Annotated in this window: 16 protein-coding genes; 12 read left to right on the forward strand and 4 right to left on the reverse strand. The window is 69.6% G+C overall.

Features of this window, described 5'->3' with window-relative positions; genetic code table 11:
• Positions 1–296: 296 nt before the first annotated feature.
• A complete protein-coding gene (locus tag G406_RS0111680; RefSeq protein ID WP_028933977.1) occupies positions 297–1,271 on the reverse strand; it encodes a 4-hydroxy-3-methylbut-2-enyl diphosphate reductase in 975 nt (324 codons plus the stop codon).
• Positions 1,272–1,386: 115 nt separating this feature from the next.
• On the opposite strand from G406_RS0111680, the gene G406_RS0111685 reads away from it, so the two are divergent.
• The 4 genes from G406_RS0111685 to G406_RS58810 are packed head-to-tail and all read left to right on the forward strand — an operon-like array spanning position 1,387 to position 3,963.
• Entirely contained in the window at positions 1,387–1,989 is a 603-nt protein-coding gene (locus G406_RS0111685) for a lipid droplet-associated protein (protein ID WP_028933978.1), read from the forward strand.
• The gene (xseA, locus tag G406_RS0111690; RefSeq protein WP_084215984.1) at positions 1,986–3,260 is read left to right on the forward strand and encodes an exodeoxyribonuclease VII large subunit; all 1,275 of its coding nucleotides are present in this window, start codon (positions 1,986–1,988) and stop codon (positions 3,258–3,260) included. Before G406_RS0111685 ends, xseA begins: the two co-directional genes overlap by 4 nt.
• 15 nt (positions 3,261–3,275) lie before the next feature.
• The gene (locus G406_RS58805) at positions 3,276–3,680 is read left to right on the forward strand and encodes a hypothetical protein (RefSeq protein ID WP_156934797.1); all 405 of its coding nucleotides are present in this window, start codon (positions 3,276–3,278) and stop codon (positions 3,678–3,680) included.
• Positions 3,681–3,705: 25 nt separating this feature from the next.
• Positions 3,706–3,963 carry an exodeoxyribonuclease VII small subunit gene (locus tag G406_RS58810; protein WP_028933980.1) on the forward strand — a complete coding sequence of 86 codons (258 nt, stop codon included), beginning with the start codon at positions 3,706–3,708 and terminating at the stop codon, positions 3,961–3,963.
• A 32-nt stretch (positions 3,964–3,995) separates the two neighbouring features.
• Here G406_RS58810 and G406_RS46290 read toward each other — a convergent pair whose 3' ends face one another.
• Positions 3,996–4,619 carry a DUF4245 domain-containing protein gene (locus tag G406_RS46290; RefSeq protein ID WP_037076130.1) on the reverse strand — a complete coding sequence of 208 codons (624 nt, stop codon included), beginning with the start codon at positions 4,617–4,619 and terminating at the stop codon, positions 3,996–3,998.
• A 140-nt stretch (positions 4,620–4,759) separates the two neighbouring features.
• Here G406_RS46290 and glpX point away from each other — a divergent pair, with 140 nt between their 5' ends.
• From glpX to G406_RS0111730, 5 genes are all read left to right on the forward strand, one after another.
• Complete coding sequence (gene glpX / locus G406_RS0111710) at positions 4,760–5,809, forward strand: class II fructose-bisphosphatase (protein WP_028933981.1); 1,050 nt, start codon at positions 4,760–4,762, stop codon at positions 5,807–5,809.
• Between the two features lie 130 nt (positions 5,810–5,939).
• Positions 5,940–6,578, forward strand: a complete 639-nt coding sequence (locus tag G406_RS53875; protein ID WP_084215985.1) for a L,D-transpeptidase — start codon at positions 5,940–5,942, stop codon at positions 6,576–6,578.
• Positions 6,579–6,639: 61 nt separating this feature from the next.
• Entirely contained in the window at positions 6,640–8,040 is a 1,401-nt protein-coding gene (locus G406_RS0111720; protein WP_028933982.1) for a class II fumarate hydratase, read from the forward strand.
• A gap of 180 nt (positions 8,041–8,220) precedes the next feature.
• Positions 8,221–9,711 carry an ATP-dependent DNA ligase gene (locus G406_RS0111725; protein WP_028933983.1) on the forward strand — a complete coding sequence of 497 codons (1,491 nt, stop codon included), beginning with the start codon at positions 8,221–8,223 and terminating at the stop codon, positions 9,709–9,711.
• 142 nt (positions 9,712–9,853) lie between these two features.
• Positions 9,854–11,293: a GuaB1 family IMP dehydrogenase-related protein gene (locus tag G406_RS0111730; RefSeq protein WP_028933984.1), complete on the forward strand. Its 1,440-nt coding sequence runs from the start codon at positions 9,854–9,856 to the stop codon at positions 11,291–11,293.
• A 144-nt stretch (positions 11,294–11,437) separates the two neighbouring features.
• On the opposite strand, the gene phoH2 is transcribed toward G406_RS0111730, so the two are convergent.
• Entirely contained in the window at positions 11,438–12,808 is a 1,371-nt protein-coding gene (gene phoH2 / locus G406_RS0111735) for an RNA 5'-3' helicase PhoH2 (protein WP_211241123.1), read from the reverse strand.
• Positions 12,809–13,231: 423 nt separating this feature from the next.
• Positions 13,232–14,491 carry a hypothetical protein gene (locus G406_RS46300; RefSeq protein ID WP_051341965.1) on the reverse strand — a complete coding sequence of 420 codons (1,260 nt, stop codon included), beginning with the start codon at positions 14,489–14,491 and terminating at the stop codon, positions 13,232–13,234.
• A 349-nt stretch (positions 14,492–14,840) separates the two neighbouring features.
• On the opposite strand from G406_RS46300, the gene G406_RS0111745 reads away from it, so the two are divergent.
• The 3 genes from G406_RS0111745 to G406_RS0111755 all read left to right on the forward strand — a co-directional run bounded on the left by G406_RS0111745 (position 14,841) and on the right by G406_RS0111755 (position 16,370).
• Positions 14,841–15,158 (forward strand): hypothetical protein, encoded by a 318-nt coding sequence (locus tag G406_RS0111745; protein WP_028933986.1) that lies wholly within the window; start codon positions 14,841–14,843, stop codon positions 15,156–15,158.
• 325 nt (positions 15,159–15,483) lie between these two features.
• Positions 15,484–15,747, forward strand: a complete 264-nt coding sequence (locus G406_RS46305; protein ID WP_084215986.1) for a hypothetical protein — start codon at positions 15,484–15,486, stop codon at positions 15,745–15,747.
• 365 nt (positions 15,748–16,112) lie between these two features.
• Positions 16,113–16,370 (forward strand): hypothetical protein, encoded by a 258-nt coding sequence (locus tag G406_RS0111755; protein ID WP_028933987.1) that lies wholly within the window; start codon positions 16,113–16,115, stop codon positions 16,368–16,370.
• The last annotated feature ends 89 nt before the right edge of the window (positions 16,371–16,459 follow it).

A 16,459-nucleotide genomic window follows, 5' to 3' on the forward strand; every position in this document is an offset into this window, starting at 1 on the left:
GGGCGGTATCAACCCCCGGCTGACGCCGGCCTCGCGCGGGTTCCTGGTTGCACGTAGTTCGGGGGCGAGGTTTCAGGGTTGACACCGCCCACCCACGCCAAGTGCAGGCCAGGATCGCGGGGGAAAGGGGAGCTCTGCGGCGCTCTTCTGGCCACGGCTGCGCCGCGTCCCGCCGTGTGCACCGGTGTCCAGGAGGGGCCGCGGGGGACCGTTTTCATGATCACCACCGTCTGGTGGCTGTTTTAGAGCCGAAAAACAGCCACCAGACGGTGGTGATCATGAAAACCCAACCGGAGCTACCGCGCGACTCGCCTCGGGCGCAGCTCGCGGGGCAGGGAGAAGGTCAGGGTCTCCTCGGCGGTGCTGATCTCCTCGACGTCCTCCCAGCCGCGCTCGGCCAGGAAGTCGACCACGCCGCGCACCAGCAGCTCGGGGACCGAGGCGCCGCTCGTGATGCCCACCGTGCGCACGCCGTCCAGCCAGGCCTCGTCGATCTCCCTGGCGAAGTCGATCAGGTAGCTCGCGCCGGCACCGGCGTCGAGGGCCACCTCGACCAGTCGCTTCGAGTTGGACGAGTTGCGCGAACCGACGACCAGCACCAGATCGCACTCCGGCGCCATCGCCTTCACCGCGACCTGGCGGTTCTGCGTGGCGTAGCAGATGTCGTCGCTGGGCGGATCCTGCAGCTTCGGGAACCGTTCGCGCAGCCGGCGCACGGTCTCCATGGTCTCGTCGACGCTCAGCGTGGTCTGGGACAGCCAGATGACCTTCTCCGGGTCGCGCACCTGGACCGACGCGATGTCGTCGGCGCCGTCGATGAGCTGCACGTGGTCCGGCGCCTCACCGGCGGTGCCCTCGACCTCCTCGTGGCCGTTGTGACCGACCAGCAGGATGTCGTAGTCCTCCTTGGCGAACCGCTTCGCCTCGTGGTGGACCTTCGTGACGAGCGGGCAGGTCGCGTCGATCGTGCGCAGGTTCCGCTCGGCGGCCTTCTCGTGGACCGTCGGGGCCACGCCGTGCGCGGAGAACACCACGATCGCGCCCTCGGGCACCTCGTCGGCCTCGTCGACGAACACGGCGCCGCGCTCGGCGAGGGTCTCCACGACGTGGCGGTTGTGCACGATCTCCTTGCGCACGTACACCGGCGCACCGTGGGCGTCCAGGGCCTTCTCGACCGCAAGGACAGCGCGATCGACCCCCGCGCAGTAGCCACGCGGCGCGGCCAGCAGGACGCGTTTGGCTCCGGAGGACGGCACGATCGAGGCAGTCATGACACCAGGGTAAGCGGGACGGGGTGCGGCTCGCCGCTCGCGGTGACCAGTCCAACCCGCAAATATAGGGTGTCCCATTCCACATCAAAGCTACTCTCAGGTAAGAATGGCAGGTATGAAACCGCTGCCCATGCCGATCCGCCTCGCCGCCGGCCTGGTTGCCACCGCGCTGGAAGAGGCGCAGGAGCTGCCGCGCAAGCTCACCGAGCTGCCAGTGACAGCGGTCAGTCAGGCGCTGCAGGTGTCCATGCGGCTGCAGCAGCGGGTCACCGACCTGGCGATCAAGGGCGACCGCGCGCTCGGCTCGTTGCGGCCGGTTCCGGAGACGCCGACCTGGGCGCGGTTCGACGAGGACGAGGATCTCCCGGCGCGGCCGACCAACGGTTACGCGGGCGCCCGTCCCGCCGAGCCGCTCTACGTGCCGACGCCGCCGAAGGTCACGCCGGTACGGATCCTGCCCGACCCCGAGCCGGAACCCGATGAGGTCCGGACCGAGGTCCCTGCCCAGCGCCGGCCCGAGGCCGCCGAGCCCACCGCGACCGGCCCGGAAGGCCTGGAGGAGTACGAGGAGTGGAGCCTGCCGCAGCTGCGCGCCCGGTTCCGCAACCTGAGCCTCGACCAGCTGCAGGCGCTGCTGGTCTGGGAGACCTCCCACCAGGACCGTCCGCCGTTCGTGACGATGCTCAGCAACCGGATCGCCAGCGTCACCGACAAGTGACCACGGACAACCTCCCGGCACGGACCCCGAACCCGCCCGCGACCTCGGCCGAGCAGCCGTGGCCGGTGCGCACCGTCGCCCGCAAGGTCGCGGGATGGATCGACAAGCTCGGTGCCGTCTGGGTCGAGGGTCAGCTCACCCAGGTCAACGCGCGGCCCGGCACCGGAACGGCGTTCCTGGTGCTGCGCGACCCGGCCGCCGACGTCTCGCTGACGCTCACCTGTCCGATCGGGCTGGTGCGCGGCGCCGAGGTCCCGATCGTCGAGGGCAGCCGGGTCATCGTGCACGGCAAACCGACGTTCTTCCTCGGCCGGGGAACGTTCAGCCTGCGCGTCGACGAGATCCGCTCGGTCGGCATCGGTGAGCTGCTGGCCCGGATCGAGCGGCTGCGCAAACTGCTCGCGGCGGAAGGTCTGTTCGACCGTGAGCGCAAGCGCCGGCTGCCGTTCCTGCCTCGCCAGATCGGCCTGATCACGGGCCGGGCGAGTGCCGCGGAACACGATGTGGTGAGCAACGCACAGAATCGCTGGCCGGCCGTTCGCTTCCGGATCTGCCACACCGCGACCCAGGGTGCGCTCGCCGTCGCGCAGCTGATCGAGACCCTCGAGATGCTCGACCGGGACCCCGAGACCGACGTCATCGTGATCGCCAGGGGCGGGGGCAGCGTCGAGGATCTGCTGCCGTTCTCCGACGAGGCACTGTGCCGCGCGGTCGCGACGGCCCGCACCCCGGTGGTGTCCGCGATCGGCCACGAACCGGACACCCCGCTGCTCGATCATGTGGCTGACCTGCGATGTTCCACCCCGACGGCCGCCGGCCGGACGATCGTGCCGGACCTTGCCGAGGAGTCGGCGCGCATCGCGGGGCTGCGGGACCGGGCCAGGCGCGCGCTCGGCGGCTGGGTCGACCGGGAGCGGCGGCTGCTCGACTCGCTGCGCGGCCGACCGGTCCTCGCGCATCCGCATCGAGAGCTGGACCGGCGTGCACAGGACGTTCTCGGGTTGCGTCAGTCGGCGCGCAACTCGATACAGCGAACGCTCGTCGAACGCACCAGCGACCTCTCCCACCTGCAATCACGCTTGACGAGCCTCGGACCGGCAGCCACTCTGGCGCGTGGATATGCCGTGGTGCAGCAGGTGACGAACGGCGCCGAGCCCGGTGCCGGCTCGCCGGTGCTGCGTTCGGTGGCGGACGCCACGCCGGGCACCCGGTTGCGTATCCGGCTCGCCGACGGGGCGATCCCCGCGGTGGTCGACGACCCCGAACCGTGATACCTGGAGGGCGACATGTCTGCTGTGTTCAGCAGCGTCGCCCCCTACCCACCGGCGGGCGCGGCCGCGTTCCTGCCGATGACGTTGTCCGCGATCATCGGTACGCCCGGCCTCGGCGGGCTCGCCGACGACGCCTGGGCCGCCGAGTATGCCGCCGAGGCGACCTGGCAGGCGTTGCTCGGCGGGTGTACATGCGTCCGCAGGCGCAACTTCCCGGAGAGTCTGCGACGGCTCTCCGCTTCGGTCGCCGCCTACGCCGGTGACGGCGCGGGCCGTCGGCAGCGCGACCGGATCGCGTCCTTCGAGCTCTGGGCGGTCGAGGCGCTCGCCGAGGGTGACGGCGCCGAGTTCGCCGAGGCCTGCGCGGGCTACGACGCCGCGCTCGCCCGGGCTCTGGTCACCGCCCCGCACCTGTCCTGAGCCGACCGTCCGGCACGATGGTGGGGTGAGCACCTCCGAGAGCCCGGCCGACAAGACCGACCAGATCGAGCAGCTGGGCTACGAACGTGCCCGCGACGAGCTGGCCGAGGTCGTGCGCGCCCTCGAGGTGGGCGGGTTGAGCCTGGACGACGCGCTCGCGCTGTGGGAGCGCGGTGAGCGCCTCGCCCGTCGTTGTGAGCAGCAGCTGGCCGGCGCGAAGGAGCGGGTGGACGCGGTGCTGCGCGCGGACGAGACCCCCGCCGAGGGCCGGGAGACCCCGTGAGTGCCTCGGCTGCCTATAGGCGGCCGAGGCACTCACGGGTTGCGCGGTAGTGGCTGAGCCGACTCGACGGCCCTCGCCAGCACGGTGAACTCCGAAGCCACCCCGTCGCCGGTGATCAGCCAGATGACCCCGTCGGCCTGTCTGGTCCAGGCCTGCTCGCTGTTCGCGCCGGTGTAGCTGACCCATTGTTGGCCCGCCACGTCGACCGGGCCCTGCGCGATCGGCTGCCCGCCGCCCGTCTCGTCGGCGACGAGCGCGCCCTCCTCGGCGGTCGTCTGCGTCAGCCGCAGGTAGCGCCCGCCGTCGGTGATCCAGCTGACCCGCACGGCGCTGGCGTTGCCGGGCGCGAGCCGCTGGTTCACGGTGCTCGCGCGCCAGCCGGCGGGCAGCACCGGCTCCCGGATCGGGAAGCTCAGCCGGTGCGCGGCCTCGGTGTAGGTCGCGTGCGCGTCGGCCTTCGGCATCTGCGCCGGGTCGACCGTCGGGCCGCCGGGACTGAACGAACAGCCCCGGCTGAGCAGCGCGACGAACGCGACGATCGGCAGCAGTACCGCCATCGAGATGATCATGTCGCGGTAGCCGGAGCCGAGTCCGCTCCTCGAGCGTGGAGGCTTCGGTTCCGGCGGGCTCTCGGGCTGGGCGTTCACACCGCTCATTGTTGCTCTCCCGGCCCTCGGGACCGGTGCCCGGGGCCTGAGAATCTCAGGTCCCGCACTACCCGACTGTGAGCACCGATACCCGAATCAGGACCTCGCGACAACACGATTGTCGGAGGGATCTGCCAGGATCGGTGGTCATGAGCACCTCGCAGCCCGAAAGACGCCGTGAAGCACCGGACCGCAACCTGGCCATGGAGCTCGTCCGGGTCACCGAGGCGGCGGCGATGGCGGCCGGCCGCTGGGTCGGCCGCGGCGACAAGAACGGCGGAGACCAGGCAGCGGTCGACGCGATGCGCAAACTCATCGGCGGTGTGTCGATGAGCGGCATCGTCGTGATCGGGGAGGGCGAGAAGGACGAGGCCCCGATGCTGTTCAACGGGGAGCTCGTCGGCAACGGCGACGGCCCCGAGTGCGATGTGGCGGTCGACCCGATCGACGGCACCACGCTGATGAGCAAGGGCATGCCGAACGCGCTCGCGGTGCTCGCGCTGGCCGAGCGCGGCGCGATGTTCGACCCGTCCGCCGTGTTCTACATGGAGAAGCTCGCCGTCGGCCCGGAGGCGGCCGACGCGATCGACATCACCGCGCCGATCTCGGAGAACGTCCGCAGGGTCGCCAAGGCCCGCTCGATCGACGTCGCCGACGTGACGGTGTGCATCCTCGACCGGCCCCGGCACGACGAGCTGGTGCACACGGTCCGCGAGACGGGCGCCCGCATCCACTTCATCTCCGACGGCGACGTCGCGGGCGCGATCGCCGCGGCCCGCCCCGGCACCGGTGTGGACATGCTTCTGGGCATCGGCGGCACCCCGGAGGGCATCATCGCGGCCGCCGCACTCAAGTGCATGGGCGGTGCGATCCAGGCGCGGCTGTGGCCGCACGACGACGCCGAGCGTGAGCGCGCGATCGCGGCCGGACACGATCTCGACCGGGTGCTGCAGACCGATGACCTGGTCGCGGGTGACAACGTGTTCTTCTGCGCGACCGGCGTCACCGACGGCGACCTGCTGCGCGGTGTGCACTACACCCCGGGCGGCTGCACCACACAGTCCATCGTGATGCGGTCCAAGTCGGGCACCGTGCGCATGATCGACGGCTATCACAAGCTGACGAAGCTGCGCGAGTACTCCTCGGTCGACTACGACATCGACGAGAGCACGGAGCCCTCGCCCCGCCTGCTGCCTTAACCAGACCTTAAAGTCCACTCGATCGTGTCGCGCTCAGCCGATCGCGCATCCGGATCGGGCCCCACGCGTCTATTCAGATAGGCGGCAGGTGCCAGATCCGGTGCGCCGGCTACGCGGTCGAGGGACATAGATGATCAACAGAACTGCCGTGACGGTGCTGGTGTTCCTGGTGTGGGCATCGGCCACGATCACGGGTGCCGTTCTGCAGTCCGACCAGAACTTCGAGACCAGGATCAACGGGGAGCTGGCCGCCAGCCGCTCCGATCTGGACGACGGACCGCCGTTGCCCGCCTCGCCGCCCACCTCACCGCCGGCGATCCCCGGGGTCCCGACCGTCACCCCGAACCCGCTGATCATCGCCCCGCCGCCGCCTCCCCCTCCGCCCCCGCTGCCACCACCGCCGGTTCCGGTGCGCGGCACACCGTGCCTGAGCAACGTCAGCGCGTGCGTCAAGCTGTCCACCAAGCAGGCCTGGCTGATCAACAAGGGCAAGGTCGTCCTCGGCCCGGTGTCGATCACCAGCGGAAAGAAGGGTGAACCGACGCCGACCGGCATGCACCGCGTGCTGTGGAAGGACGCCGACCACCTGAGCAGGGAGTTCGACGACGCGCCGATGCCGTGGTCGGTGTTCTTCGCCTCGGGCGGCATCGCGTTCCACACCGGCAGCCTGCGCGCCGCGTCGAGCGGGTGCATCCACCTGTCCGACTCGGTGGCGAAGCGGTTCTTCAGCAACCTCTCGGTCGGCGACGCCGTCCAGGTGCTGCGTTGACCTGATCAAGGGTGACCGACTCCACCCGGACGGGGAACCGGATTGACGCCAGACTGGGCTCATGAGTGAGTTCCGGGTTGAACACGACACGATGGGCGAGGTCCAGGTCCCGATCGACGCGCTCTACCGCGCGCAGACACAGCGGGCCGTGGACAACTTCCCGATCTCCGGGCGCGGTCTCGAACGCGCCCAGATTCGAGCGTTAGGGCTGGTCAAAGGTGCCTGCGCGCGGGTGAACGAGCGCGGCGGCGCGCTGGACCACGACCGGGCGCGGGCCATCGCGGCGGCGGCGGACGAGGTCGCGGACGGCCAGCACGACGCCCATTTCCCGGTCGACGTGTTCCAGACCGGTTCCGGCACCTCCTCGAACATGAACGCCAACGAGGTCATCGCCACCCTCGCGCAGCGCAAGCTCGGCTCGGACACCCAGGTCCATCCGAACGACCACGTCAACGCGTCCCAGTCGTCCAACGACGTGTTCCCGACGACCATCCACCTGGCCGCGACCGAAGCGGTTGCGAAGGACGTGATCCCGGCGCTGGAGTACCTTGCGGCGACGCTGCGGCGGCGCGCGAAGGACTGGAGCGAGGTGGTCAAGGCGGGTCGTACGCACCTGATGGACGCGGTGCCGATCACCCTGGGCCAGGAGGCCGGCGGCTGGGCGACGCAGGTCGAGCACAGCGCGGCGCGGCTGACGGACTGTCTGCCCCGGCTCGCGGAGCTTCCGATCGGCGGGACCGCGGTGGGCACCGGGCTGAACGCACCGGCCGGGTTCGGCGGCGAGGTGGTGGCCGAGCTGCGTGCCGCGACCGGGCTCGACGTACTGAGTGAGGCGGCCGACCACATCGCGGCGCAGGCGTCGAGGGACGGCCTGGTCGAGGCGTCCGGCGCACTGCGCGCGGCGGCGGTGTCGCTGTTCAAGGTGGCCAACGACCTGCGGTGGCTCAGCTCCGGTCCGCGCACCGGTCTCGCCGAGATCCATCTTCCGGACCTGCAGCCGGGCAGCTCGATCATGCCGGGCAAGGTCAACCCGGTGATCTGCGAGGCCACGATGATGGTCGCGGCACAGGTCATCGGCAACGACGCGACCGTCGGGTTCTCCGGCGCGCAGGGCAACTTCGAGCTGAACGTGATGATGCCGGTCATGGCGCGCAACGTGCTGGAGTCGGCGCGACTGCTCGCCTCGGTCGCGCCGCTGCTGGCGGACAAGGTGCTGGACGGCACCGAGCCGGACGTCGACCGCATGCGCGAGTACGCCGAGTCCTCCCCGTCGGTGGTGACGCCGCTGAACCGCTACCTCGGCTACGAGGAGGCGGCCTCGATCGCGAAGCAGTCCCTGAAGGAGCGCAAGACGATCCGCGAGGTCGTCCTGGAACGGGGCCACGTCGACAACGGCAAGCTGACCGGCGACCAGCTGGACAAGGCCCTGGACGTCCTGTCCATGACCCGCCCATCCTCGTGAGTGATGAGGCCGTCTACCCCGAAGGGGCGCCGCAGGCGTAGCCGGTCTACGCACTCACGACAGCTTTATCGTCGTGAGTGCGTAGACCGGCTATAGGCGGCCTCAGCACTCACGAGGGGTCCGAGGCCCGGACGACTGCACTCACGAGGTTTTGTCAGGGGCACGTGGGAAGCTGCGCACATGCTGTTGGCCCAGGTGGTAGACGTGTCAGCTGCCGTAGCCGCGACCAGGTCGCGCAAGGCGAAGGTGCAGTCCCTCGCCGGCCTGCTCTCCGACCTGGCCCCCGACGAGATCGAACCCGCCGTGGCCTGGCTGTCCGGCGAGCCCCGCCAGGGCCGCCTGGGCACCGGCTGGCGCACCCTCTCCGCGCTGAAGGTGGAGCCGGCCGAGCAGCCGGCCACGACCGTCGCCGAGCTCGACATCACCCTGACCGAGCTGGTCGGCACCTCCGGCGCGGGCTCAGCCAAGCGGCGCACCGAGCTGTTGACCACGGTCTTCAGCGGGGCGACCGCCGACGAGCAGCAGTTCCTGTTCCGCCTGTTCACCGGGGAGCTGCGCCAGGGCGCACTGGAGGGGGTGCTCACCGAGGCCGTCGCCGCGGCGTCCGGCGTGGCGTCCGAGCTGGTCCGGCGAGGTTTCATGCTGTCCGGTTCGCTCCCGGCGACCGCGCGGGCGGCGCTGCTGGACGGCACCGAGGCCGTCGCGGCGTTCCGGCTCGAGGTCGGCCGGGGTGTGCGCCCGATGCTGGCCTCACCGGCCAGCACCCTGGACGACGCGGTGGCGGAGCTGGGTGCGGTCACGGTCGAGTACAAGCTCGACGGCGCGCGCATCCAGGTGCACCGGGACGGCGAGGACGTCCACGTGTTCACCCGGAGTCTGCGTGACATCACCGCGAAGGTGCCCGAGCTGGTCGAGCTGGTCCGCGCGCTGCCGTGTCGCTCGGTGGTGCTGGACGGTGAGTCGCTCGCGCTGACCGACGACGGCAGGCCGCGCCCGTTCCAGGAGACGATGAGCAACGCCAGTTCCGGCACGCTGGCGCCGCGGTTCTTCGACTGCCTGCACCTCGACGGCACCGACCTGCTGGATGTCCCGCTGCGCGAGCGGCTCGCGGCGCTGACCGAGGTCGTCGGCGACCTGCGGATGCCCGGTGTGCTGGACGCGACGGCCGAGCAGGCGGCGCAGGTGCTGGACGACTCGCTGGGGGCCGGGCACGAGGGCGTCATGGTGAAGGCGCTCGACTCGGTGTACGCGGCGGGCAGGCGCGGCAAGTCGTGGCAGAAGGTCAAGCCGGTGCACACGCTCGACCTGGTGGTACTGGGCGTCGAGTGGGGGTACGGGCGGCGCACCGGGATGCTGTCCAACATCCATCTGGGGGCGCGGGACCCGGACGGCGGCGCACCGGTCATGGTCGGCAAGACGTTCAAGGGCATGACCGACGCGCTGCTGACCTGGCAGACCGAGCAGTTCAGCGCGAGGGCGCTGCACGACGACGGCCACGTGGTGACCCTGCCACCGGAGTTCGTGGTGGAGATAGGCCTGGACGGCGTCCAGACCAGCACCCGCTACCCCGGTGGCGTGGCCCTGCGCTTCGCCCGCGTCATCCGCTACCGCCCCGACAAAACCCCCGCCGACGCCGACACGATCACCGCCGTCCGAGCGTTGCTCGCCTGACCTCTATCCGCGAGTCGGGCATCTGGCCACACCGAGTCGGGCGTCTCAGCACACGACACTGTGCACGAGAGCCCGACTCGGTGTGCTGAGGTGCCCGACTCGCGGACAGGTCCGTGTGCGGCAGGCGTATCGTTTCATTCTCGTGCGGTTCCTTCCTGGGCATGACGCCCATTCCCGTGACCTGACCTACGACGACGTGTTCCTGGTACCCAGGCCGTCGTCGGTCGCCTCCCGGTTCGATGTCGATCTCAGTACCAGCGACGGCTCCGGGTCGAAGGTGCCGGTCGTCGCAGCGAACATGACCGCGGTCGCGGGCCGCCGAATGGCCGAGACGCTGGCCAGACGGGGTGCGCTCACCGTGCTGCCGCAGGATGTGGCGCCGGAGGCGGTCGCGGACATCGTCGCCTGGGTGAAGTCCCGGCACACGGTGTGGGACACGCCGCTCATCCTCACCCCCGACCAGGCGGTCGCCGACGCGCTGAACCTGCTGCCGAAGCGAGCGCACGACGCGGTCGTGGTGGTCGACGAGAACGGGCGTCCGGTCGGCACCGTCGACGAGGCCGCCTGCGCCGGGGTGGACCGGTTCACGCGGCTGAGCGACGTGCTGGTGCCGGGCCCGATCACGCTGCCGCTGGACACCCCGCCGCGCGAGGTGTTCGACGCGCTGCAGCACCGCGCCGAACGCGTTGTCCTCGGGGTGGACGAAGGCGGTCGTCTGGTCGGGATCCTCACCCAGCTCGGCGCGCTGCGCGCGGACATCTACAACCCGGCCTGCGACGACCAGGGCCGGCTGCGGGTCGCGGCGGCGATCGGGGTGAACGGCGACGTGGCGGCCAAGGCCACCGCGCTGCTGAAGGCCGAGGTGGACCTGCTCGTGGTCGACACCGCGCACGGTCACCAGGAGAAGATGCTCAGCGCGCTGGCGTCGGTCGCGGGTGTGGTGGACGGTGCCGTGCCGATCGCGGCCGGCAACGTCGTGACCGCCGAAGGAGTGCGTGACCTGGTCGCGGCGGGCGCGGACATCCTCAAGGTCGGCGTCGGGCCGGGCGCCATGTGCACCACCCGCATGATGACCGGCGTCGGCCGCCCGCAGTTCTCGGCGGTCGCCGAGTGCTCGGCGGCGGCACGCGAACTGGGCAAACACGTGTGGGCCGACGGCGGTGTGCGACACCCCAGGGACGTCGCGCTGGCGCTGGCCGCCGGCGCGAGCGCGGTGATGATCGGCTCCTGGTTCGCCGGCAGCTACGAGTCGCCGGGCGACCTGATGCGGGACGAGTCCGGGCGGCAGTACAAGGAGTCCTTCGGGATGGCTTCGAAGCGGGCCGTCACCGCACGCACCCGGGGCGACGACGCGTTCGGCCGGGCCCGGAAGGCCTTGTTCGAGGAAGGCATCTCCAGTGGCCGCATGATGCTGGACCCGCTGCGCCCCGGCGTCGAGGACCTGCTGGACGAAATCTGCTCCGGCGTCCGCTCGACCTGCACCTACACCGGCGCAACAACTCTGGAGCAGCTGCACGCCGACGCGGTCCTGGGGGTCCAGTCCCCCTCAGGCTTCGCCGAGGGCGCCCCCCGCCCCTCGTGAGTGCTGAGGGCTCTACTACCCGTGAGTGGCAAGTGGTCCTACAGCAACCCTGGGCACTCACGACGAAAAAGCTGTCGTGAGTGCCCAGGGTTGCTACGCCTTCGGCGCCCCTTCGGGGTAGGACCACTTGCCACTCACGGGGGGCTAGGCGATGTCTCCTTCCAGCATTTCCGTGACCAGGGCGGCGATCGCGGAACGTTCGGAACGCGCCAGGGTCACGTGCGCGAACAGCGGGTGGCCCTTCAGCTTCTCGATCACCGCCGCGACGCCATCGTGCCGGCCGACCCGCAGGTTGTCCCGCTGCGCGACGTCGTGGGTGAGCACGACACGCGACCCGGTTCCGAGCCGGGACAGCACGGTCAGCAGCACGTTGCGTTCCAGGGACTGTGCCTCGTCCACGATCACGAACGCGTCGTGCAGCGACCGCCCACGGATGTGGGTCAGCGGCAGCACCTCGAGCATGCCGCGCGCCAGTACCTCCTCCACCACTTCGGAGCTGACCAGCGCGCCCAGCGTGTCGAACACGGCCTGCGCCCAGGGCGCCATCTTCTCGCTCTCGCTACCCGGCAGGTAGCCGAGCTCCTGGCCGCCGACCGCGTACACCGGGCGGAACACCACGACCTTGCGGTGCTGCTGCCGTTCCAGTACCGCCTCGAGCCCGGCGCACAGCGCGAGCGCCGACTTGCCGGTACCGGCGCGCCCGCCGAGCGACACGATGCCGATGTCCGGGTCCAGCAGCAGGTCGAGTGCGATGCGCTGCTCGGCGGAGCGGCCGTGCAGCCCGAACGCCTCCCGATCGCCGCGAACCAGCCGGACCCGCTTGTCCGGTCCGACCCGCCCGAGAGCCGCGCTGCCCGATCCGACGAGCTTCAGCCCGGTGTGGCAGGGCAGCTCACGCACCCATTCCAGCTCGGTGCCCTCCAGCTCGACAGAACCGTCCCGGAACAGTGCATCCACGATCTCCGTCGACGCCACCTCGACGTCCGCGAGCCCCGTCCAGCCCGACGGCACGACGTCCTGGCCCCGGTACTCGTCCGCGACCAACCCGACCGCCGCCGCCTTGACCCTCAGCGGCATGTCCTTGGTGACCAGCACAACGCCCGAATCGGCGGGACCCGCGCCCTCGGGCACCAGCTCCGCCGCGAGGTTCAACGCACAGGCCAGGATCCGGCTGTCGTTGCTGTCGGTGCGGAAACCGGACGGCAGGACCTCCGGATCGGTGTGGTTGAGCTCGACGCGGACCGTGCCACCGCTCTCACCGATCGGCACCGGGGTGTCGAGACGGCCGTAGCGGATCCGCAGGTCGTCGAGCAGCCGCAGGGCCTCCCTGGCGAACCAGCCCAGCTCCGGGTGGTGGCGTTTGCCCTCCAGCTCGGAGATGACCACCAGTGGAAGCACCACGTGGTGCTCGTCGAACCGGGTGATCGCCCAGGGGTCGGACAGCAGCACCGAGGTGTCGAGAACAAAGCTGTGCGGCGCCGCTGTTTCGGCCTTACTGGTCGGAATGGGTGCCACGATCTGGCCGTCGTTCTGGCGGCCGGTCGGGCTGACACCGGCCCCGGTTGCACCGCTGGTGGCGGCGGTCGGGGTGGAACTCGAGGCGGGACGTCGTGCGATCACGGCTTCTCCCTCGCGGGCGCGGCACCGCACCCGCAGTGGTGGCGGCCGGTGCGGCCCTGATCGGACGTGACGTCGGACGCCGGAGCGCCCTTCCTCACGGCCACGAGGGCCGGCTGCCGGCCCCCCCGTGCTCGTGACAGCCACGTTCAGGGCCTCCCGGGCGGGACGCATCCGATACGACCCGCTAGAAGGCACGCTACCTGCGCCCGGCGGGGTGTGGTCAACATTCTTAAAGCCTTTTTAGCGATCAGAGGACCGTGAATACCGGGTCGGGCTACCGTTCGTCGCTCTCCGTCAGCCGTACGACGTATTGATGATCTATGGATCCCCCGCAACGTTCACCGCGAGTTCATCGGTCCCCGAACGGCCCACCGTCAGTTCCCGACGAAGCCCGGACGGTGTCCACTGCTCGTCCGTCAGCCGGAGGAATCGCGCGGCCGCCGGGCTCCCGAGCGGTCTCGCATCGAGCCAGGCGCTGGTCAGCCGGTAGCCCTCCACGTAGGCGGTCGTGTAGCGGCGCCACAGCGGATGCTGGAGGAAGCGCAGCGTCCGCCGGGCGCGCCCCTCACCGACCAGCAGCCAGCGACGCAGGTGGGCCAGTGCCTCGTCCTGACCGGAACCGTCGCGGTGCAGCAGCAGGGCGGCGTCCTGGCGGACCGGGCGCAGCGCGTCCATCGCCCGCTCCACCCGTTCGGCGAGCTCACCGTCCATGCGCACGCCCACCTGCGCGAGCACCGATTCGACCCAGCGACCCCACCCGGGCCCGGGCAGCGCACGCAGTCCCAGATCGGCGAGCCCTTCGGACACCAGGCACTGCGGTGTGTCGACCAGGTGGATGGCACGCTCGGGCGGCAGCAGCCCCTCGGTCCGGGCCAGGTCGAGGCGACACCGCTCGGTGTGGTGGCCCGGATAGGCCTCGTGCGCGACGAGCTGCGCGAGCTGGGTGCCCCGGCCGACCGCGTCCAGGTTGACCACCACGCGCGACCGGCCATGACCGAGGTGATGCGCAAACCCGCTCCACGGCCTGCCGGTGACGAACTCGTAGTACACGGCCTCGCCGTCGGGCAGCTCGGTGATCCGCCGGGTCAGCCCCCGCAGCGCGGAGGACAACGCCTGGGCGGCCGGCGCGATCAGGGCGGGCGGTATCTCTTCCCGCTTGCGGTAGACGGCCATCCTGGCCGCCAGCGGAGCGCCGGCGGCCGGCAACAACCGCTCCAGCTCGGCGTGCGCGGCCCGGTAGTGGTCCTGCTCGCCCGGTTCCACATCGTGCTCGAGGTCGAAACAGGCCCGCAGTTCCGTCCGGAAATCGGGCCGAACGCCATCCATCCGCCGCAGGACGCACCGCAGGGCAGTCAGCTGCGCGGTGAGAAAGTCCGCCCTCGGTCCGGTCGAACCCCCGATCTCGCAGCTCAGCCGGGCCGCGTCGCGGGCGAGCGCGGCGGGGTCGGGCCGGGGTTCGGCCTCCACGCGCCTGCGTAGCGCATCCGGCCCGAGGTACGACTCGACGAGGCCGTCACGCAGCCTTCCGGCGCGCAAGCCGAGGAGTACATACTGTTGCGCGACGGCGGGCAGGTCCACGAATGCCGAAGCGTACTCGCGGCCTCCGCGCAAGGGTCTCTGTTCGACGGTGATCGACGGCTGGGGCGCACCTGAGAGACCGGTACACCGGACTAGCCCGTTCGTGTGAGAGAGAGGTGACGAAGAGTGAGCAAATCGGCGCTTATTCCCCGAAAACCTCCTCTGAAAAGTCACCCGATCGGAGGAATAACCTCCTGAAATCCCGTCAAGTCACACGATAGTGGTACGGGGTTTTGAAGGTCACGGTTTGGCCAGTAGTTTCAGTCCAGTCAGCGCGGGCTCCCCAAAGAACCGCTGGCGTCGAGAAGGGGGCCGCCGCCTTGAACGGCGGCGGTAGACTCAACAGGAGATGAAGACTGTGCTGAAGAAGGCTGGAATCGTTGTGGCGGCCGCTGCTGCCGGTCTGCTCGCCGTGAGCCCGCTGGCTTTCGCCGGTGACTACGAGGGCGACTCGGGCGACCACGGCAGCTCGCACCACCACAAGAGCAAGAAGGTTGCCTGCGAGCAGGACAACAGCGTCGACAACGGCGGCGACAACCGGCAGAAGGGCCTCGTCAACGTTCAGAACACGAACGTTCAGGTTCCGATCCAGGCTTGCAACAACTCCGTTGTTGAGGGCGTCCTGGGCATCCTCGCCAAGGACCAGACCAACAAGGACAAGCACTGATCGCATCCCCTGCGGTAGCGCCCTCCGACACCATCGGATGAGCTAAGCCGTCCAGGAGAGATCAGACCTCAGTCAAGGGCGGGCCCATGTGGCCCGCCCTTGACTGTTTTCATGACAAGCACCGCCAGTTACTGATTCACCCGAAAGTGGCCGTAACCTTTCCGAGATACCCCTCAGGGTCAATATTGGACAAAATCGGCCCCTGAGTTTGATTCTTCGGGAAGCTCGGCTATATTGGTACAAGTCAGCGAGGGCTCCCCAATCACCGCTGACAGCCATGGGCGGTCGTACAAGCGTTACCGCCGATCTGAACAGGAGAGCTACTGTGCTGAAGAAGGCTGGAATCGTTGTGGCGGCCGCCGCTGCCGGTCTGCTTGCCGTGAGCCCGCTGGCGTTCGCGCACGACCACGACAGCGACGGCAACTCGCAGAAGGGCCTCGTGAACCTGCAGAACACCAACGTTCAGGTTCCGGTCCAGGCGTGCAACAACTCGGTCCTCGAGGGCGTCGTCGGCATCCTGGCCAAGGGCCAGGAGAACAAGGACAGCCACAAGGGCAAGTGCAAGCAGGACAACTCGGCCGACAACTGAGCTTGATCCATTCGAGCTAGTCGTACTGCCTGAAAAGGGCGTCAGACCTTCGGTCTGGCGCCCTTTTCGCATGCCCGGGAAAGATCCCCTCGCACGCGGCCGCGGACGCAGGACGCGCGGCGAGGTTACGGAAATGCGCCGGGCGGTCGCCGGACGGTCCAGGTAATGGCCGTCACCTCGCCGTCACCTCAAAGCAACTACTGACCGACAAGATCTGCACACTGACGGCAACATGCTGGCCAACCCGCGGATCTGCCGCGGGTTATCGGCTATGTTTAGTTCTGCCAGCGGGGGCTCCCCAATCACCGCTGGCAACCATGGGCGGACATCGAGCGATGCCGCTGATTTTTAGAGGAGAACTAACTGTGCTGAAGAAGGCTGGAATCGTCGTGGCGGCCTCCGCTGCTGGTCTGCTCGCCGTGGGCGGCTTCGCGTTCGCCAGCGACAAGGGCGGCAACGAGCAGCACGGCCTCGTGAACCTGCAGAACACCAACGCTCAGGTTCCGGTCCAGGCGTGCAACAACTCCGTCGCCGAGGGCACCCTGGGCATCATTGCCAAGGACCAGGAGAACAAGGACAAGCACGACGGCAAGTGCAAGCAGAACAACGAGGCCAACAACTGAGTCTCGACTACTCATGAGCTAGCAATCCCCGATCGCTAGCCAGGTAGTGCGAAAGGCGCCAGACCATCGGTCTGGCGCCTTTTTCGTGT

Source organism: Actinospineispora spinosispora DSM 44797 (assembly GCF_000429025.1).
Lineage (GTDB): Bacteria > Actinomycetota > Actinomycetes > Mycobacteriales > Pseudonocardiaceae > Pseudonocardia > Pseudonocardia spinosispora.